This is a genomic window from Cupriavidus sp. TMH.W2 (assembly GCF_050847365.1).
Classification (GTDB): domain Bacteria; phylum Pseudomonadota; class Gammaproteobacteria; order Burkholderiales; family Burkholderiaceae; genus Cupriavidus.
Map to the genome: position 1 here is coordinate 26678 of NZ_CP193796.1, position 19144 is coordinate 45821.

Below are 19144 nucleotides of genomic sequence, written 5' to 3' on the forward strand. Positions count from 1 at the left end.
GGCTAATTTACGTCAATTAAGATACGATTTATAGTATCGTACTTGGTATAAAACGAGATAAGTCTTATACTGCACCTACGCGCATAAGTGCTGAAAGAGAGATGTCTTCAATGACCCCCGCCCGTAAAGCCCTTGATCCCCAGACTGAGCGCGACGTCGCGAGCCTGGCCCATTTCCTCACCCTGAACGCGCTGTCGCAGAGCACCGACTTTGATCGACGCTCGCTCACGTTCCAGGGGGGGACTTCGCTGGCGTTGGCTTGGGCGTCCCCCCGGTTCTCCGAGGATCTCGATTTCATTGCGGGAGACGTCAGGCCTGAGCAGCTTTCCGAAGCGATGCAGCTTGTCGCCCGTGAGGTGCAGCACGCCATCGTGCCTTTCTACCCTGGTGCGAAGGTCGACCTGGCCGACAAGAGCGGCAAAGGCAAACAGCTCGCCATGTTCCAGATTGGGATCACCCTGCCGGACACCGTGGGTAAGGTGAAGGTGAAGACCGAGTTCTGGCAGGTACCGCACGACAAAGCAGCTCACTATGAGGGCGTGCACCGCGCGCTGGCCCCGAAAGCTGGTGCGACGCTTTACACGACGGTTCGCCCGATCTTCAACGTTGCCACGCCCCGGCAAATCTTCTATGACAAGCTCAACGCCATCGCGCACCGCGGCCGCCTGAAGCCCAGGGATGTGTTTGACGTTTGGTATCTCACCACCCAACTTCGCGATGTCTCCGCTGAAGGCGGGGGGCATCTCAGCGCGGACAAAGAGTTTGGTGACGTGCCGGACTTCCTTTCGGCAATGGAGAACACCGCAGCTCTCTATGACCAGACGGCCTTTGACGCCATTGCGGGTTTGCAGGATCTAGTGAACAAGTCCAATGAGGAGCTGATGACCAGCATGGAGGTGGGCTTGAAGCCCTGGATCGCGCCGGCAATGTGGAATGCGATGTGGCCGCAAACGGTCCAGGAAATGGTGAATGTCACCAAGCGGCACTGTTCTCGGGCGATCGAGATCCTGCTCGAGAATGCCCCTGTCGACAGCGACAAACCCGGCCAAACTCGGGAGAAGCCGTGAACTCGTTCAAGACGCTGGGGAGGATGCCGGCGGTTTTCTCGCTTCGTGACATCTCCAAGTTGCTCGACCGGGATCATGCTGCAGTGAAAGCAACAGTCGCGCGATGGAAAGACCAGGGGATGGTGAAGGCTGCGGGGCAGCGCCTGGGGCTGTACTACAACCTGGTGCGACATCCGAACTGGGAAGAAAATCGTGCGCTCGCCGTCAAGATGGCGTATCCATCTGCCGTTGTGATCGGTCCGAATGTGCTGCATCGCCACGGGTGGATCACCCAGATCCCTCAAGCCTTGGCGATCGCTGTGCTCAATGATGGCAGCCACCCTTCAATGGACGGGGTGGAACTTTTCAAACGGTCGATGCGGTGGTACCGGAAGTTTTCGCCCTGGGGCGAGCCGATCTACGGGTTGCCTGCGCTCACGCCCGAGAACGCGCTGCTCGATTGCCTGGAGCATGCCGACAAGATGTGGTGCCCCAACGTTGATGACCTCGATGAGTTCGATGTGCCGACAAGCCTGCTTGAAAAGGTTGCACACAATGACGAGCATCAGGTCCCTCACGCTCGGCGGGGCCAGCAACCGCGCTGACCAGGGCGGCGCCTCGACAGGCTCACTCGCGCTGGGTCAGCTTGATACCTGCCTCTTCAAACCCCATCCTAATGTTCTCGACGATATCCAACAAATCGCTCTGAGATGGGGTCCTGTTCTCCGCTACTCGGAGGCGAACGAACAGTGGAGCCCAAACGTCTCGCAACAATCCCCAAGGCGGCGCGCCTCCATTTGAGAGGGCGGATTGGCATTCGCTTAGCGCGTTCACCATGGAGCGGTAGATGTCTGGCTCTTCCAACTGAAAAAGGTGTGGCTTTGCCTCGTCCAGCATTTTGCGCGCGTAGTCGAGTGCATGCTGCGGTCCCCACTCAGTCATGACACCTATTCCACGAACTTGAAGTAAGCCCGCTGTTGGCAGAGTTCGTTCCACTTCTGCTGGGAGATTGTCTTGGCTGCCCAGCCATAATATCCCCACGTTTTGGCCAGGTCCTCCTGCCAGCAGGCGTCACAGGTGAGCGCGTGCGAGTGCACCGCATCGGCAAGGATGTCGCTGCAAATGGCGTGTAGGCTCTTTGGATTGTTGCAGTAGCACTGGAAACGCTTGTCGCGGATCCTCGCGCGCAACGGTCCGACCAGGCGTTGATAGACATTGGGCGCTACGAGGCGAAGCCGCTGGTGCACGGCGTCGAGAGCATCGGCGCGGCCAAGCCTCTCCGCGTTCTCCTTCAGTCCCAGCAGCTCCTCTTCGGTATCGTGGCGGCCCTGATTGATTCTGACCAAGGATGTTGGCCATTTTGCCCCTTTATCTCTTGCACTGCAGTCTAACCTCGGCTGCAGTAGGTCGTTCCGAGTTGACCTCTTCTACCCCGGCAGATACTCACAGTTCGGCTCGTTGACGCCTCGGGCTTTATGCCGAAAGTCCGGGCGCCGGCGTTACGGTCGGGCTCCTATCTTCCTGCGCTGTTTTGGGAAATGAGACGACGATTCTTCCCGACACCAGGCGGCCTCGATCTCGTGTAAGGCCGTCAGGCTGCCCCTTGGGCATCTTCCCATTCTGGATAAAGTAGATGAGCGCCGTGCGGACGCCGTAGATCGACCACTTGCTCCTCAGCAACATGAACGCGTGATGCTCAACAAACGGGACTCTACGAACGACGTCGAGAGAGTTGACGGAAACTCCTTCGCCACACGTTAGCTGTAAATCGGCGGCAAGGTTGATCCTGCGTGCAGCTTTGTGGAGAAGGGGAGAATCCATGGTTACGGTTCGGAAGCCCATCTGCTGTGCCCAGAGAATTATCTCCGAGACGTCAGTCACGAATGACTCAACCGTACGCCGCCGCTTGCTAGCGACATAGGCGCGGGGGACGTGAATAGTCAGCTCAAGCCGACTTCTGAGCATGAGTGTCAAGCCATCTCTAGACGCGACGAAACCCAGGGACCAGAGGCAAGAGCAGCTCAGGGTGGTGTAGAAAATGCGGTCAAGATCTGGGAGCCAGTCTACGGCGACATACGCAAGGATGAGTAGCACCGGGGTAAAGCCAAGAACGCTACCGACAAGCCATGGGACATTGGCGCGGACGCGGTACTGCCAAAAGTATGCCTTGGCGAGGTAAAGGTGGATGCGAGGGGCGTGCATTTCAGTCGGATGCCAGCGGATCGGAAATGCAATCTACCAGACGCCCACGAGAACGTACAAATCAGGGGTCTGTTGTTGGCGAGATCGGAAAAATCAACGAAATTGCATAGGATTCTCCCCTTCTGCCAATCTCGGGAAAATCAACGCTTTTGCACCAAGCGCCTCAGCAAAAATCGCGGCTACCAGTCTCAAGCCGCCCCAGCAACGCCGTCAGGTCGATAACATGCTGCGCGATCAGGTGCTTCACATCGCCATCGACCTGCCACTGGCCGTAGATCCCGATGAGCGATGCATTGAGGATCTCCTTGCGGAAACGCTCAAGCACGCTAGGCCAGACGATGACGTTGATCACACCGGTCTCGTCCTCGATACTCGCGAATAGGATCCCTGCCGCCGTGCCTGGCCGTTGGCGGACCGTCACGATCCCGCAACCGCGGGCGAGCTGCCGATTCTTGTAGGTACCCAGCACCGCGGCCGGCTCGAAGCGGCGCGCGGCGAGCTGCGGCCGCAGTAGCGCTAGGGGATGACGGTTGAGGGTGAGACCCATTGTGCGATAGTCCGCAACGATCTCCTCGCCCTCGGTCGGCGCGCGCAGGGCAGGGCGCTCTTCGACCAGGTCGGCGGGGCGCAGCAGATCCTTGTCTGGCACCGCCGCTACTGACTCCCAAAGCGCCTGGCGGCGGTCACCCGAGAGCGTGCGTAGGGCGTTGCCGGCCGCAAGGACCTGCAGGTCGTGGCGGTCCAGGGCCGCGCGGCGCGCGAGGTCCTTGAGGGAGTCGAAGGGCCGGGCGGCGCGGGCAATCTCGATGCGTTGCGCGGCCTCCTCACGCATGCCACGCAGCCGCGACAGGCCCAGTCGCACCGCCGGCTGGCCACCTTCTCGCCGCTCAAGGGCGGAATCCCATTCGCTGATGGCAACATCGGCCGGCCGGACCTCGACACCGTGCCGCTTGCCGTCCTGGACGAGCTGCGAGGGGCTGTAGAATCCCATGGGTTGGCTGTTGAGCAGCGCACACAGAAATGCCGCGGGCTCGTGGCGCTTGAGCCACGCGCTTGCGTAGACGAGTAGCGCGAAGCTCGCGGCATGGCTCTCCGGAAACCCGTATTCGCCAAATCCCTGGATCTGCCGGAAGATGCTTTCGGCGAACTCGAGGTCATATCCGCGCTCGAGCATGCCGGAGACGATGCGCTCGTAGTACTTCTCCATTCCACCACGTCTTTTGAACGCCGCCATCGCGCGCCGCAGCTGATCGGCTTCCCCGGCGGAGAAGCCTGCAGCGAGCATGGCCACCTGCATGACCTGCTCCTGGAAGATCGGGACGCCCAGGGTGCGGGAGAGGGCGGTCTTCATGGCCTCGCTGGGATAGCTCACCGGCTCCAGGCCCTGCCGCCGGCGCAAGAATGGGTGAACCATGCCACCCTGCACCGGACCCGGCCGCACGATGGCCACCTCGATCACCAGGTCGTAGAAGGTGCGCGGGCGCAGCCGCGGCAGCATTGACATCTGCGCGCGTGACTCGATCTGGAACACGCCGATCGTGTCCGCCTTGCAGAGCATCTCATACGTCTCGGGATCCTCGGCTGGGATATCCTGCAGCTCGAAGAGCTCGCCGCGCTGCTCGCTGACCAGGTCCTGCGTGCGGCGGATTGCTGACAGCATGCCGAGCGCCAGGATGTCGACCTTGAGCAGGCCCAAGGTATCGAGGTCGTCCTTATCCCACTGGATGATGCTGCGGCCGGCCATGGCGGCGTTCTCGATTGGCACCAGGCGGGACAGCTTGCCTGCTGTGAGCACGAAGCCCCCGGGATGTTGTGAGAGGTGCCGAGGAAAGCCCAGCAGCTGCGTTGCCATGCTGGCCCAGCGCTGGGTGAGCTCCCCCTCGACGTCCAGGCCGCATTCGGCGAACCGCTTGATCAGGTCGGATCGATCGTCAAACCAGTGGTGCGCCTTGGCTACCTGGTCGACGATGGTCGGATCGACGCCCAGGGCTTTCCCCGACTCTCGAAGAGCGCCGCGCGGCCGGTAGGTGGCCACTGCCGCGGTCAGAGCGGCCCTCTCCCTGCCGTACCGACGATAGAGGTACTGGATCACCTCCTCACGGCGCTGATGCTCGAAGTCGACGTCGATATCGGGCGGCTCGTTGCGCTCCTTCGAAATGAATCGCTCGAACAGAAGGTTGCCGCGCGCCGGATCGACCTCGGTGATTCCCAGGCAGTAGCAGACTGCCGAGTTGGCCGCCGAGCCGCGACCCTGGCAAAGAATGCCGTTGTTGCGGGCAAACCTCACGATGTCATAGACCGTCAGGAAATAATGCTCATAGTGCAAGTCCGCGATCAACGCGAGTTCGTGCTCAACTTGGGACTGCACGGATAGCGGAATGCCCTGCGGGAAGCGCCGGTGCGCGCCGGCGAAGGTCTCCTGACGCAGATAGTCCTCCGGCGAGACGCCAGGCGGCGCAAGCTGGTCCGGGTACTCGTAGCGCAGCTCATCGAGCGAGAACGTCGACAGGTTGGCGATGTGTACGGATTCGGTGAGGGTGCGGTGCGGATAGATGTTGGCCAGTCGCAGGCGCGAACGCAGGTGCTGCTCAGCATTGGCAGTCAGCTCGTATCCGCATTCCGGTACCGGCTTGCGCAGGCGGATGGCGCTGAGCATGTCGTGCATGGGTTTGCGCGAGCGCACGTGCATCAGCACATGGCCGGTGGCCACCACCCGAAGATGATGGGCGATCCCTGCGCGCAGGACTGCCGCTCTGTGAAGATCGTCCATGGCCCGGTACAGCAGGGTGAGACTGATCCACGCGCGGCCGGCAAAGGTGGCAGTGACCCAGCGTGCCTGGGCGTCGAGGGTTGCCTCGTGTGTGCAGAAATCCGGGGTAAAGATGATCGTACAGTCGGGCAGCCCGCGCAGATGTTCAAACCCAGGTCCGGGCCGGTCCAGGTCATGCTGGGTGAGCCGGTAGCTTCCCTTTTCCGCCCCGCGGGTGCGCCCCATGGTGATGAACTCGCACAGATTCCCATACCCCTCGCGATTACGCGCGATCGCAACAAACGAGAGCGACGGGCTGCCGTCCTCGTTCACCAGGCGGAACGACGCCCCCACCAGCAGCTTTAGCCCGTGGCGCTTCGCCTCTGTGTGCGCCCGCACGATGCCGGCAAGGGAACACTCGTCTGTGATGGCCAGCGCGCTGTAGCCGAGTTCCACAGCGCGCTCAACCAGTTCCTCGGCGCGCGAGGCGCCATCAAGGAACGAGAAGTTCGAAAAACAGTGGAGCTCGGCATAATCGGGCAAGCCGGCGCCACTGAGATTCTGACCCATGAGATCTGTGTCCATGGCTGTCCCTCAGGCGAACAGCCCATGCAGGAACCACGCGGACTTGCCCTCTGGGCTGGCCATTCGCTCGGCATAGATCCAGTAGAAGGTATGGTCCTTCCCCTCGGCGACATAGTAATCGCGCGTCACCAACTCGCCTGCCCACCAGCCCGCCTCAATGCGTTCTGGGGGCGAAACCAGGCGCAGGGGCGAGCCGTAGAACGGTCTGTGGTCCCGCTCGAGCAGCGCGACGGGTTTGTCCAGCAGCCAGGCTGGCCGCGGCAGGTTCGGGGCGCGCGGGGCGGGGCGGGGCTTGCCGACGGCAGGCTCCCAGGCGTTGGCAACCTCAGGCCGGTAGTCCGCCCGCATGGCCGGGCGAAGGATGTTCTCGGCGCCAAGCCGCGCCGAGAGTAGCTCCATCACCCGCGCATGGTCTTCCGGTTTCCCGCCAGGCTCAGGGAAAAGATCCTCGCTGGGCGGATCCTTCGGCTGAACATCCGTGACCGACAGGCACACGGCAATCATCGGGGCTTCCACCTGCACGCGGGCGAGCCGTTCCCGCAGCAGGCGCATCAGGTGATCCTCGCTCCAGCTGGGCTCGGCCAGCGAGATCTCGACGACCGTGGGTGGAACAGCCGCGCGCCCGCGCTCGTGCTGCAGTTCGACAGCGACCTTGGTCACGGCGAGCTGGTGAGCGGCCAGCCAACCCAGCATCTGGACGATCAGGCCGCGGGCATAGAGTAGTGTTGCCTCAGCGTGCTCGATGCGGTCTGGCAGTTCCACGCGCGCGGTAAAGCTCGGCGGGGCGTCGAGCCACTCGAAGATCTCCGGCGCCAGGCCGAGCGTGCGGTCCAGCACCTCGTTGAGCTCTTTGCCACAGCGGCGCTGCAGGCCGGCGCGCGGCAGGCGGCGCAGGTCGCCGAGCGTTCGGCAACCCAGGCCATCTAGCCATTCAAGATACGGACGGGCCGCGGGCAGCACGGCCGCCGGCAGGCCTGTGACCTGGCGCTCGAGGGAATGGTGGGACAGGGCCCGGCCGCCGCCTGCGCGGGCCAGCAGCCAAGCGCCTTGCGCGGTCGGGGCGCAGCCGGTCACTGGCGTCATGCCCAGCGCCCGAGCCGTTTCTCGGACGCGGCGCACGAGCTTCCGGATACCACCAAATAGCCGCAGGCTCGCTGATACATCCACGAGGACGCAGGCCTCCTCAGCCTCGACAACATTGGGCGAGAACTGAAGCAGGGCGATCGCGGCGCGCCGCAGGCCTTCGGCTTCCTTATCCTGCGCACGGTCGAAAATGAGAGTTTGGGGCGCCATGGTCAGCACGCCCCCGCGGCGCATGCCAAGGCGAACGCCGGCACGGGCGGCCATTGGGGTCATGGCACACACCTTCTCGCTTTCCAGCACTGCCGTCGGCAGCTCAGTGGACCAGCTCGGCCGGAACACTTCGAGTGGTAGCGATGGCAGGCGTAGACAGATCCACAGGCGCAACATGGCGATGGAGGAGGCTCGGCGACGGCTCGAGCCGGATGAACAGTGGTGCGTCCTGCTGGGGGCCGCGCCGCTTGAGAAAGAGCACCTCGATGCCGCCTGCAGCCGGGCTGATGGAGAGCCGTAGCGTTGCCGGCGAGGCGTCGCGCGCACAGGCGGCCGGGCGCATGAGGCAGAAGAGGGTTTCGCCCGACTGCGCGGCCAGGTGCAGACGGCGCAGCGAGTCTGGACGGATATGCTGCTGCCATAGCAGCACGGCGCCGCAGGTCCCGGCGCGCAGCATCTGCTCAGTCGCCCAGAGCGTGTCGGCCGTCTTCTGCCCCCGGATCCACAGTAGCTGCTGGGCCGGAACGCCCCAGTTCGAGAGGGCGAGCGTCTGCGGAGTGTGCGGCGGCTGTATCAGTGCAACCGGCCGCGCCGCCGCAGCGAGGAGTGCTGGGCGCAAAAGGCGCAGCTCCCCCACGCCAGGCTGGCGCGCAAGCAGTTCGATCAGCGTGCCCACCGGCCAACCGCCGCCAGGCAGCTCGCTGGCCAGCTCCGGGTAGCCGGTGGGCAGCGTGCGGCCAGGCGCCCTCGCCAATTGCGAGGCGCGCCAAAGTGCAGGGTGGATGGTCTCCGGGTTTGGGGCAGACATGATCGTTTGAGCTGTATGTCCATACAGTGTACTGTATGTTTATACAGTAGCAATGTAACGTCGCAAAATACGCCGAATAGAGCACACCGTAAGTGCTGAGTGGCCTACTCGCACGTTAGATCTGCCTCCGTTCCGGCTGCCGGCCGAAAGCGGGATGTTGACAAGGCCATCAAAGAGACTTACATTTGCCTCAACAACGCCCACACGGCACCGACCACACAAAGCGAGAACTAGGTTCTCGCGGTCGGGCTGTGTGGGCTTTTTAACGTCCACGCAATCCAAATTGCCATCCCCGGTGACTGCGCGTCGAGTGAGTGGAGTGCCGCCAGCAATCCCGTATCGACCGAGCGACGACAAAAAGAATGAGGGGTCTCTCCGATGTTGTACAAGCTTATCGAGGTGGGCCGTCGGGTAGCACAGACGTATCAGGCCTCACGGAATTGGGCGCGTTTCCATAAGACGCATTCACATCTCGTCGAATACAACAAGCCGTATAAGACCCCGAGCGATCTCGCACGTAAGCTCCATCAGCAAGGGCTGCATATAGCTGATAGGAGATTTGCAGAGCTTACGATTTTTCGTGAGAATTACTTCCGATTCAAGGCATACGCAATCCCGTTCTTAGATAAGACGACGGATCAATTTTTCCACGGAACAAGTTTTAACGATTTATACAATCTTTACTGCGCCGATCAGCGAATGCGCGATTTCTTACTTCCGATTCTCGCCACGCTAGAGGTGAGAATTAGAGCGGTTATCGATAATGTCGTCACGTCAACGACGAGGGACCCATTTTGGCACCTCGATCAGTCGCTTTTTCGGAGCTATGCCCCTGTTGGGCAAGCCCTAAAGAAAGCGCAGGATCGCTTCAGCAAAGGAAAGCAGGAGTTCGTGCAGCATTATCGAGAAAAATACTATACGAAGAAATCATACAATAATAGGCACTGCCCACCTTTCTGGATTATTTCCGAGATACTTACATTGGAGCAGCTTACGAGCTGCTGCAAGAGTTTAAATAAAGAGCATCCTGCGTTCTTTGTCTCGCAGGGAAAAAATCGCCTGAATGACGCTGCAACACCGTTTGGTCTGACGTCATACGATTCGCTAATAACCAATCTTAGCTGCATTATGCAGTTGCGGAATCTTTGCGCTCATCACAATCGCCTGTGGAACCGGAATCTGCAGATGCCTGCGGGTGTTCAGAAAGGTAGAATGGCGCCCACGCATATAAATCGCCTGTACTCGGTACTGGTAATGCTGCGAGTTATGTGCAAAGCACAGGGCATTGATGATGGCATCGCCAGCTTCATGTCAGGAATGTTCGCGTCAACTCCTACCTTCAGCCGAGATATGGGTAGTATGGGCTTCCCATCCGCGTGGCAGAGCGATTCCATCTGGCAACCTTGACACCGTAGCGCTGCCCTTGAGTCTCCTGCGCGGGCAGTGTGCACACTTGCGCGGCAATCGGGGCTGTCGATAAATTTCGAAGTAGCAATCAACCGCGTAGGATGATATAGAATCCAACAATCTGGACCCTATGGACATCCTATGCCGACCTCCCTCCCGGTCATACAACGCTCGAGCCAACTATTGGCGGCCGCTCTCGCGCGCCACGGTCTCACTGAAGAGGCGGTCAGGGACTGGAATCCGGATCAGGACGTGCCACCCCCGCTTGGTACCGGTGGTATGACATTCGCCATTCGGGCATCGCTACGGGCGATCGATGGCGATACGCCCAGCCATGACCTGCGGGAGGCAAGCGGGCCGGCACTTCTCTCAACGCCGGTCGAGGTCGCTTTGGAGTACTTTTCCGCCTGGAAGCGCCGTTGGGGCGTTGGATCCAACACGGAGGAGGGGCAGGATGCCTCGCCGACCCTTGAACGCCCGCGGGGTTGACCATGGCTATCGACATCTCGGTATCGCTGCGGGCCGCGGCAGCAGAAACTGACCTGCGCGACCTCTGGGCCCAGCTCGGTGACCTGCTGCGCGGCCTGACTACCATCGCCGCTTCGCAGTTGGATGAAGTAGAGCGCAAGTCCGTGAACAAGCTGGCACAGATCACAAACAGCTACGGCCTGGTTGTCCTGGAGATGATGGAGCAGAACAACTTGCCTGCCAGGCAGCGCACGTTGTCGCAAACCCTCGTTGCCGACTTCACCAAGGTGATCCGCTTTTTTGTCGAGGACACGCGGCAGTCGATGAATTTGCCCCGTCGCCACCACGCCTGAGCACAGCATTCAAAGCGAATGGCCATCGTGATTTATCTTTCGGCGTAGCATACTAACAATGAATAAAGAAGTCCGCGCACAACAAGATCTCGGGGCCTGGCCCTTCGTTGGCGCTACGCCATCGAGGCCCCGGACCTCTCGCCCGCGTGCCTGATCAGAATCCAATTCGAACATGAATGCGCTGATCTTCGACACTGAGACTACCGGGAAGAAGAACCCAGGCCTCGTTGAAGCCGCCTGGATTCCGATACCCTCGTCCGACAGTATCGCGAAGCTAGCCGGCGAGCTCGTCGGCAATGAGCGCGCGCGCGGTACCGTGGCGCAGCGCTTCAACCCCGGTAAGCCGATCGAGTACGGGGCCATGGCGACTCATCACATCACGAATGAGGCGGTTGCGCTCTGCCCGCCGGGCTCGACTTTCCGCCTACCGGACGGCATCTCGTATCTCTTCGGCCACAAGATCGACTACGACATCGGCGTCATAGCCGCGGCGGCGCCGGCGGAGGGCTATGGCGAGATCAAGGGTATCGATACCCTCGCACTGGCACAGCGGCTGTGGCCGGAGTGCGACAGCCACACCCAGTCGGCGCTCCTCTATTTCCTCATGCCTGAGGTGGCGCAAAGTCTGGCGATGCACGCGCATGACGCTGCTGTCGACGTTGGGATCAACCTGCGGCTGGCCAGCCGGATCGTGCAGGAACTGCAGCGGCGCGGCGCACTTCGTGCCGACGGTGCCTGGTCATTCGATGAGCTGTTCGAGATCAGTGAGATTGCCCGAGTCCCTGAGCTCATGCCGTTCGGAAAGCATCAGGGCCTCCCTATCTCGGAAGTCCCTCATAGCTACTGGGACTGGTATCTCCGCCAAGCCGACGTCGACCCGTACCTGGTGCGAGCCTACCGCGAAGGCGGGCGGCCGTGGCCATGGCCCAGCGCGGCTTCTGGCCAGCCGGTGCAGCAGGTATCAGCACAAGCACCGGTGCCTGAACCGCCAGCTAAGGTAAGCACGACCCCACGTTTCAGCTTCTCGCCCCGGCCGCGCGCCGGAGCAGCCGGCCCTGGACCAAACCAAATCTGAAGGAGAGACCATGCAAACGACGAACGAACACGTGACGACCCTGGTGTATGCCGAGCTGCGACGCGACGACCAGGTCGCCGTCATGATTCCCACGCGTGAGGGCCGCGGCGAGCCGACCTTGATAGGGGTCTCGGCGGACACGATCACCTGGAAGTGCGCGGACGGCACCGTCGAACAGCTGGGCACGCCGGCCGCCCCTGTATCGAAGGACGTGATCGACGCAGTTGCTACCGCAGATGGCCTGCTGGTGATGCTTGGCGATACCAACGCGAATGTGCTCGTTGGCGATTTCGTCCTCAAAGGCGCACCGGTGCCCACGGCTGCTGCCTAATCCCTCAACGGACAGAGCGAACATGACCACAGCAGAACTCAGCAACTCGCCAGGTGTCGAAGTTCCGCCCCAACTGGCAAATCTCAGCCCCCGGGCGCAGGAGTTCATAGCGCGGTTTTCCAGTACCGCGGGAGCAAAGCCTGGCCTTGGCGGACTGGCGCGCCCGAGCCAGATTTCAGTGCACGGTCCCAGTGGCCAGGAGAAGGAGCGCTTCGCTCGCTGGCTCAAGCGAGCAACGCCCGTGCTGGCCATCTCCGGCGCAATGCTGGCGTTGGCCGGGATGTACGCGGTGACCTACGGCTCCGGTCACGGCGGGAGGCACGCAGCCCCGGGAACAAACCCGATCGAGATCCGGAGCGAGCGGCTGCAGGAGCGCATGCCCGGCACCATGGAAATGATGCGCGCTGCCGCAAAGCTCGTCCGGGCCAATCCCGAACCGTATAACGTGCTCATCCGCTCCGATTCCTCGCTGGAGGGTCTGTCTCCAACTGAAGTGCTGGCTGGGTACGCCCAATCCGTGAATGCCGGCGATGGGCCGACGCGCCCGCTGGCGGAGATCGACAAGGCGGTGCACGAGATCGTGGCTGACGCCTGGAAGGAAGATTCCTCCCCGATTCTGGGGCTTGCGGCTTATATGCGGGATCCGGACAACTGGAAGGTGGGCGTGGCGCAACTACGCACCGAAGGGCCGCAGGTCGTTGCCGAAGCAGCGCACGCATTGACCTATGGTTGGGCCTACTCGCGTTCCGTCCACCGGCTGCTGGTCGCGAACATGAACGCACCTACAACGCCCGGGAATGTTCAGGCGCGCAAGGTCGGCGCGAACTTCGTTGACATCGCACGCTCCGCCATCGGCCTGGCACAATCCGTAGCGAATGCCTCCGGCAACCGCGATACGAATGCAACGACGCGGGATCTTGCTGGCCTGGGCCGAGATGGCGTCTCGATATACCAGCAGGGGCAAGCCGTCGGTTCGGCTAGTGGCACTCGCCAGGTCGATCAGATTTCCCGCATGATCGATTCCGCCGGCCGGATCTATCAGAGCGGTCAGCGTGCTCAGCAAGACCATCAGAAGCGGTATGGCGGAAGCACGCTCGACCGAGCCACGCAGGACCTCCGGCAGAACGGGTACGGCCAAGGCGATGCTTCCTTGCAATACCGGGAGCGCGAGGGTGGTTGACTTCGCATTTGCCCGACACGGCCGCGCAGGCAAATTCTGGGCGGCCGTGCTCGCGGGCGCGGCTCTCATTTTGGGCTGCACCGGGGCCACGGCGCAGAACGTCAACGAGTCGGCGTCCAGCATTTTCGTGGCGGCGAACAATGCCGTGAAGCAGGGGGACTACAACACTGCTTACCGGCAGTACCTGCGGCTCGCGACGAATGGTTACCCGGAGGCGCAATTCAATCTTGGGCTCATGTATCAGCGAGGGGTGGGGGTGAACCTCGACCCAGCCGAGGCGGGCTATTGGTACGAGAAGGCGGCCGCCAACGGGATTGCCGAGGCGATGCTCAATCTCGGCACGCTATATGACGTCGGGGGTGGACTTGGCCCGGACTTGAATATGGCCGCTCAGTGGTACGCCAAGGCGGCAGCCGCGGGCAACGCCCAGGCTATGTGCAACCTCGGGCTGCTCTATACCCGAAACAACAATCTCCAGCAGGCCAAGTACTGGTATGACCAGGCAACCCAGGCCGGATACAGTCCGCCGGCGTCATTTGTGCAGGCGCTGCAGCAGCTCCAAACCCAGTTATCAAGCAACTAGCGTGGCATCGATCGTCTCGCGCGCCACGCGCGCACTACTACCGTGGCTTGCCGCCGGCGCCACTATCCTCACCCCGGGGGCAGGACAGGCGGCACCTTCGCAGACCTTCCTTAAGGATCTCGGCGCCGTGGTCGGGCAGATGCTGGCGAGCTATAGCCGGGAGGCCGGCGCGCCGCTTCAAGTACTCACCTTTGATACAGCCGACGCTGCAGTACGGGGCTTCCTGCAGGCGACGACCAACCATAGTGCCGACGAGCTTCTTGCCATGCAGGCGTATGACCAGATGAAGGTCGCGCGCGCCGTCGGCGGGGTCAGCGAGAGCAGTGAGCTGCCGACCTGCGTGATCTTCTACGATTCGAGCCGCAGTGACCTGCTGGACGGATACGTGCGCTCTGGGGCATTCGACTATGTGGAGGCGCTCCACTACCTGGCGGCCCACGAATTCGGTCACTGCATGGCGTGGCATCAAACCCGTCGCGCCGCGGGCAGGGCAGCGGCGACGTTCAGTGATGCACGAGCGTCCGAGCGCATCGCGGACCTGGTCGCTTTGACCTACTTCGCCACCAATCGGAACTGGGCCGGCGCCGCCCGGATCCTCGAACTCAATGCGAAGGTGAGTAGCGTCAAGCCTGGCGATCCCCACAGCAACGTCCGCGAGCTGCGCACTGCGCTCGAGCAATTGCAAGTGTCTGCGCAGCGAGGCGACTCGATGCCAGGAACAATGCTAGGGGTCTACCGGATGGCAGCCGACCTACAGCGGCGCATTCAACCAATCTCCAAGGACTAGCCATGCCCATCGGGTTTGCCATCGCCCTGGCATTGTTCATTTGGTTCGGGTACTTCGTATCGACCAACGCCTCCGATCGCGAAGATCAAGCCGCGGATCTGGACGTCGGCAGTGTAGTCACCAACATCCAGAACTATCGCGCGGCGCTCGTGAACTATGCGCTCGCCCAATCTGGCGGCAACCTGGTGAACTATGCCAATTTCCGGGCATTCAACGGGCCAGCGCAACAGTTCATGCCGGACTCTGCCATTCAGTCGCCCTGGTTCACGCACCGGTCGGACGTTCAGGCCTACCTGCGCAACGGCGAGATATTCCTGTTCTACACGCCCAGCGGGGTCAACTCTGCGCTCATACCCGGCGTGCGTGCCGCGCTGCAGAAGAAAATGTCGTCGCGCGGGACAGTGGGCGTTGCACAGGGGCAGCAGCTCATCGTCACCACCAGTGGCGCGACAGCGGCCGTGACTATGCCACCCGGGATTCCCAATGGTGCATCGGTCATCTACATCGATGCAGCCACCAGTCTGCCTCGGTTCATCAGGACCGTCACTTGCCAGCAACGTTACGGCACGTCACCAACTGGAATCTGGAAAAATGGTCCTGTGGTGCAGGAGCAGTTCCAATATGAAGATGGAAGTGTGACCAACTGGCAAGACGCGCCGGCCGGGGTTGGGCCTACGTATGCCGCCTGCTCGACCACGTGAAGGATCGTCTTTGCAGCTTCGGGACAGGATTCTCGCGTGGTTCCACCTCGATTTGGGGAGTGAAGCTGCCCGGGGGGATCTGAAGCGATGATTGTCGCTTGCGACTGGTCCTGCCTGGTGTCGCACCTTTACTCACTCACGGGTGGCGAGCTGCTGCGCGCATACGTTGGCCTGCTCATCGTCTTGCCGATGGTCTCGACCGTCTGCCATGAAGCTGGCCACTACTATGCCTGAGGACTCGCTCGGCCACCACCGGCAGCTGGCGTCGCTTCGGCGAGCCCGGCAGAGGTGTGGCGTAAAGCCTGATATTTGCATTTGCGTGGTACCCCACATCGCTCTGTAGGCTGTCCAACATCAAAGAACGCACCGCTCCAATACGCGGATCGCGAAATGGGCACCACGAGCATGCGACTGACACTTAAAGAGCTGAGACGGATCTCCCCACAAACGGCCGATCGCGTCGAGCGAGACATCCCCAAAAGGAACGGTGACCGAGAACGCCGCATAAAAGCCTCCACCGAACGAGGCAACAGCCTCGGTGGCGAGGGCAGCTACCTCGAGGCCGCTTTCGAGCTGCAACTGCGAGCAACCTTTGGCCGCGGGCCGCACCCCGCCTTTCGCTGGCACACGGAGTACCGCTTCGCGCCGCCGAGGCTCTACCGATTCGACTTCGCCTGGCCCGGCCTCATGATCGCCGTTGAGCTCGAGGGAGGGATCTGGAGCGGTGGCCGCCACACGCAGGCCCGCGGCTTCATCGAGGACGCCCGCAAGTACAACTTGGCCGCAGAGATGGGATGGACCCTGCTGCGGTACCCCGGCACGCTGGTGAACTCTGGTGAGGCTGCCGCCCAGACGGAACAAATGCTGCGAAACGCGCTGCGCAAGCTGCAGGATGCCCCCAAACCCTGACGAAGAGCGCGGGCCGGATTTTCTACACACCTAATTCAATCATGCATACCAACCAAGAAATCGCCATCTTCAACGACCAGGCAACGCAGCTCATCGAGAACCTGCTAAATGGTAAACGGGCTTGGACTGAGAAAGGCTATGCCCTCACGATGATCTGGATAAAGGCAATGCAGGGCATGACCGGCGCAAACAGCCCGGTGCACGCGCTGCTCGCCCACGCAAAATCGGAGGCGGCGCTCAATGCAATGGCTTTGGCCGGCGACTTCACCGAGCGGGAAGTGCAGGTGTTGAGCTTCCAGGCAAGCGCGGCGCTGATGGAGGCACTGCGTCGCTTCGGCGAACGCGCCGCCGAAGGGGCCAGCACGATGGTGAGTGTGGAAGTCGACGTTGCATCCACCAATGGCCACTTCGCAGCCGCCGGCGGCGGGGCGAGCGCCACGCTGCACTGAGCCGCCTACACCTCAGCACTGGAGCCGCAAATCGACTTAGGCACCGGGCGCGGGGCCCAACGGTGCACGCCCAGCTTCCCCAGAGGACTATTTCATGAGCACACCGGGCTGGCTATCGCGTGTGCCTGTCCCTCAATCGCCAACCTTTCGGCCACAAAGGCAAAGGCTGGAGCCGCCTAGCCAACTGATGGGCGCCGATCGGGCGGTGACGGCCCGGCCGAGTCGGCAAGTGGCTCGTCGAAAGCGGGGGCCAAGCCGCAAGCCTAACTCGCCATCGCCGGCAGTTGATCCAACCACATGAGACAACGACCACCGCGTACCCCTCACGGGGTGCCGGCGGTATTCCATCTGTGCAGCCTGCTGGAACGGTACGGTCAGACCATTTGCATGGAGTGCCATCAGCCCTGGCCTTGCGGGGTACCCCGTCCGATATTGCATGATGGTTTGCATCTCATAAACAGAGGGAAAACCAATGAAAGTTGCAATGGACGTAATGGCGGTACTAGACCGCGCGGTGGTTGAGGGCAACGCGCTGAAGCTTACCCAGCAACTGGACCCGACGCTCTACAAGCGGGTGAACAAGGTTCTGGACGCGGCTGGCGGAAAGTGGAATCGCAAGGCACAGGCTCATCTGTTCGATCGAGACGCGGCAGGCGCAGTCGACCAGATCCTCCTTACCGGTGAGATTATCGTCCCGCAGGACTTCGGGTTTTTCCCGACACCACCGGCCGTAGTACTTCGTCTTTTGGAACTTGCGGAGCTTGTCCCTGGAATGACCATGCTGGAGCCCGAGGCTGGTACCGGGAACATTGCCAAACCCGCCGCCGAGATTTGCACTGTCGACTGCGTTGAGCTGCTGGAGACGAACGTAAAGGTACTGCGTCAGGCGGGGTTTGCGCGATCCGTCCTGCACGACGACTTCCTCGAGCTGCCACCGGAACCCAAATACGATCGGATCATCATGAATCCACCATTCGAGAAGCAGGCGGACATTCGACACGTCAAGCATGCGCTGGGATTTCTGGCGCCGCGCGGTCGACTGGTGTCCGTGATGTCCGCCGGCGTGACGTTCCGCGCCAACCGGCTTGCAGAGGACTTCCGAGATCTCGTTAGCGCTCGTCGCGGAGTCATCGAAGCGCTGGGCGAGGGCGCCTTCAAAGCGTCAGGAACGATGGTGAATACCGTCGTGGCCACTATTCCCGCAACCGTCTGATGCGCGCCTTTGCCGCCCACAAATCAGTGGGGGGGTAGCTTCGCTAGTAGCCTAGAAATCTCAGAATGGCGCGCACTAGTCGGGTGAGCAGAGGAGTTGAATCGGTGGCGATCACCGGAGGGATTTCTGGGAGGGCCGCGCCCGACGTGGTCATGCCGTATCGGTCAGAAGAAGACCCTGCTGGGGAATCGTTGTCGGGAAAGCTGGAGGACCTGCGCGCCTGGGCCGCCAGCTTTCCCGCAAGGTCCACATATCCAGACTGAGTGGAGCTGTTCGCATCGAGCCGCCCCTTGCCGTCGGTCGTGCGGTTGTACAGCGCTTCGCCTCTGCGCGCCGCAGCTTCGATCTCATCCCTCTCGCGGATCTCCGCAGTCTCCCTGCTGATAGAAATTTCCACCAGTACGAACCGAAATTTCTCCGGACCGTAGCGGAGAAAGTCCTGCTGCAGGAGGTGGTTGACGTGTCGCCCCGATCTGAGGTCGCTGAGGTGATTCAACGCTCGTTCATGCAGACAGGCAGTCGAGCCGATGTATGTGGAACCGGTCGCGGCGCATTCGATTCGGTACACGCCGGCGTCTCTCGGAAGGTTGGTGACACTTGCAGTGAGCCGGTCGAATCGGCGAGGCGATCGCGGGGGAAGGCGCGCGTCGCTGAAGGTAATACACACGTAGACCCGGGGGCCGCTGTTTTTATCTACCGATTGGATCGACGCCGACTCCACTTCGCCGGCGTCGATGCTCGTGGACACGGATTGAGAGTGGTCGCGGGATATGTGGCCGATCTTCGACGAGTTTCGGCCAGCGTAGACCGCCACGGCATACGGGTCATAGGGATTGTCCCGCTCGCGGACCAACCGGGCAGGCTCCCCGGCTTTCAGGATGCCGCGGCGAACCAGATCGGGGCCTTCATAGTACTGGATCCCCTTGACCAGATAGGTTGACGCTCTTCTCACTTCTACGTCTCCTTTCGTCGTGGCGCTCCCCGCGCGCGGCGATGGCGTTTCCC

Annotated in this window: 21 protein-coding genes; 14 read left to right on the forward strand and 7 right to left on the reverse strand. The window is 61.7% G+C overall.

Annotated features, from left to right (window positions below; translation table 11 throughout):
- Nucleotides 1–101: 101 nt before the first annotated feature.
- Both ACREYQ_RS33505 and ACREYQ_RS33510 read left to right on the forward strand, forming a co-directional pair.
- Nucleotides 102–1067: a nucleotidyl transferase AbiEii/AbiGii toxin family protein gene (locus ACREYQ_RS33505; protein ID WP_432263552.1), complete on the forward strand. Its 966-nt coding sequence runs from the start codon at nucleotides 102–104 to the stop codon at nucleotides 1065–1067.
- Nucleotides 1064–1651 (forward strand): hypothetical protein, encoded by a 588-nt coding sequence (locus ACREYQ_RS33510; RefSeq protein WP_432263553.1) that lies wholly within the window; start codon nucleotides 1064–1066, stop codon nucleotides 1649–1651. The genes ACREYQ_RS33505 and ACREYQ_RS33510 overlap by 4 nt, the downstream gene beginning before the upstream one ends.
- A gap of 22 nt (nucleotides 1652–1673) precedes the next feature.
- Here the strand turns inward: ACREYQ_RS33510 and ACREYQ_RS33515 are convergent, their stop codons facing one another.
- The 6 genes from ACREYQ_RS33515 to imuA all read right to left on the reverse strand — a co-directional run bounded on the left by ACREYQ_RS33515 (nucleotide 1674) and on the right by imuA (nucleotide 8683).
- Entirely contained in the window at nucleotides 1674–1988 is a 315-nt protein-coding gene (locus ACREYQ_RS33515) for a hypothetical protein (protein ID WP_432263554.1), read from the reverse strand.
- 5 nt (nucleotides 1989–1993) lie between these two features.
- Complete coding sequence (locus ACREYQ_RS33520; RefSeq protein WP_432263555.1) at nucleotides 1994–2392, reverse strand: hypothetical protein; 399 nt, start codon at nucleotides 2390–2392, stop codon at nucleotides 1994–1996.
- 127 nt (nucleotides 2393–2519) lie between these two features.
- Nucleotides 2520–2927 carry a hypothetical protein gene (locus tag ACREYQ_RS33525; RefSeq protein ID WP_432263556.1) on the reverse strand — a complete coding sequence of 136 codons (408 nt, stop codon included), beginning with the start codon at nucleotides 2925–2927 and terminating at the stop codon, nucleotides 2520–2522.
- 484 nt (nucleotides 2928–3411) lie between these two features.
- Nucleotides 3412–6567 carry an error-prone DNA polymerase gene (locus tag ACREYQ_RS33530; protein WP_432263557.1) on the reverse strand — a complete coding sequence of 1052 codons (3156 nt, stop codon included), beginning with the start codon at nucleotides 6565–6567 and terminating at the stop codon, nucleotides 3412–3414.
- Between the two features lie 24 nt (nucleotides 6568–6591).
- Nucleotides 6592–8052 carry a Y-family DNA polymerase gene (locus ACREYQ_RS33535; protein ID WP_432263558.1) on the reverse strand — a complete coding sequence of 487 codons (1461 nt, stop codon included), beginning with the start codon at nucleotides 8050–8052 and terminating at the stop codon, nucleotides 6592–6594.
- On the reverse strand, nucleotides 7979–8683 hold the full coding sequence (imuA, locus tag ACREYQ_RS33540; RefSeq protein WP_432263559.1) for a translesion DNA synthesis-associated protein ImuA: 705 nt from the start codon (nucleotides 8681–8683) through the stop codon (nucleotides 7979–7981). Before imuA ends, ACREYQ_RS33535 begins: the two co-directional genes overlap by 74 nt.
- 378 nt (nucleotides 8684–9061) lie before the next feature.
- Here imuA and ACREYQ_RS33545 point away from each other — a divergent pair, with 378 nt between their 5' ends.
- The 12 genes from ACREYQ_RS33545 to ACREYQ_RS33600 all read left to right on the forward strand — a co-directional run bounded on the left by ACREYQ_RS33545 (nucleotide 9062) and on the right by ACREYQ_RS33600 (nucleotide 18139).
- Nucleotides 9062–10090, forward strand: a complete 1029-nt coding sequence (locus ACREYQ_RS33545) for an Abi family protein (RefSeq protein ID WP_432263560.1) — start codon at nucleotides 9062–9064, stop codon at nucleotides 10088–10090.
- A 491-nt stretch (nucleotides 10091–10581) separates the two neighbouring features.
- A complete protein-coding gene (locus tag ACREYQ_RS33550) occupies nucleotides 10582–10911 on the forward strand; it encodes a hypothetical protein (RefSeq protein WP_432263561.1) in 330 nt (109 codons plus the stop codon).
- A gap of 172 nt (nucleotides 10912–11083) precedes the next feature.
- On the forward strand, nucleotides 11084–11986 hold the full coding sequence (locus tag ACREYQ_RS33555; protein ID WP_432263562.1) for a 3'-5' exonuclease: 903 nt from the start codon (nucleotides 11084–11086) through the stop codon (nucleotides 11984–11986).
- Between the two features lie 10 nt (nucleotides 11987–11996).
- The gene (locus ACREYQ_RS33560) at nucleotides 11997–12317 is read left to right on the forward strand and encodes a hypothetical protein (RefSeq protein WP_432263563.1); all 321 of its coding nucleotides are present in this window, start codon (nucleotides 11997–11999) and stop codon (nucleotides 12315–12317) included.
- A 22-nt stretch (nucleotides 12318–12339) separates the two neighbouring features.
- On the forward strand, nucleotides 12340–13497 hold the full coding sequence (locus tag ACREYQ_RS33565) for a hypothetical protein (protein WP_432263564.1): 1158 nt from the start codon (nucleotides 12340–12342) through the stop codon (nucleotides 13495–13497).
- Entirely contained in the window at nucleotides 13490–14080 is a 591-nt protein-coding gene (locus tag ACREYQ_RS33570; RefSeq protein WP_432263565.1) for a tetratricopeptide repeat protein, read from the forward strand. Before ACREYQ_RS33565 ends, ACREYQ_RS33570 begins: the two co-directional genes overlap by 8 nt.
- 1 nt (nucleotide 14081) lies before the next feature.
- Nucleotides 14082–14867, forward strand: coding sequence for a hypothetical protein (locus ACREYQ_RS33575; RefSeq protein WP_432263566.1), 786 nt, complete (start codon nucleotides 14082–14084; stop codon nucleotides 14865–14867).
- Between the two features lie 2 nt (nucleotides 14868–14869).
- Nucleotides 14870–15568 (forward strand): type IV pilus biogenesis protein PilM, encoded by a 699-nt coding sequence (gene pilM, locus ACREYQ_RS33580; RefSeq protein WP_432263567.1) that lies wholly within the window; start codon nucleotides 14870–14872, stop codon nucleotides 15566–15568.
- Nucleotides 15569–15655: 87 nt separating this feature from the next.
- On the forward strand, nucleotides 15656–15802 hold the full coding sequence (locus ACREYQ_RS33585; RefSeq protein WP_432263568.1) for a hypothetical protein: 147 nt from the start codon (nucleotides 15656–15658) through the stop codon (nucleotides 15800–15802).
- A 156-nt stretch (nucleotides 15803–15958) separates the two neighbouring features.
- On the forward strand, nucleotides 15959–16477 hold the full coding sequence (locus tag ACREYQ_RS33590) for a hypothetical protein (protein ID WP_432263569.1): 519 nt from the start codon (nucleotides 15959–15961) through the stop codon (nucleotides 16475–16477).
- A 41-nt stretch (nucleotides 16478–16518) separates the two neighbouring features.
- Nucleotides 16519–16926 (forward strand): hypothetical protein, encoded by a 408-nt coding sequence (locus ACREYQ_RS33595; protein WP_432263570.1) that lies wholly within the window; start codon nucleotides 16519–16521, stop codon nucleotides 16924–16926.
- A gap of 472 nt (nucleotides 16927–17398) precedes the next feature.
- The gene (locus ACREYQ_RS33600) at nucleotides 17399–18139 is read left to right on the forward strand and encodes a methyltransferase (RefSeq protein WP_432263571.1); all 741 of its coding nucleotides are present in this window, start codon (nucleotides 17399–17401) and stop codon (nucleotides 18137–18139) included.
- 43 nt (nucleotides 18140–18182) lie between these two features.
- On the opposite strand, the gene ACREYQ_RS33605 is transcribed toward ACREYQ_RS33600, so the two are convergent.
- Complete coding sequence (locus tag ACREYQ_RS33605; protein WP_432263572.1) at nucleotides 18183–19091, reverse strand: HIRAN domain-containing protein; 909 nt, start codon at nucleotides 19089–19091, stop codon at nucleotides 18183–18185.
- Between the last annotated feature and the right edge of the window lie 53 nt (nucleotides 19092–19144).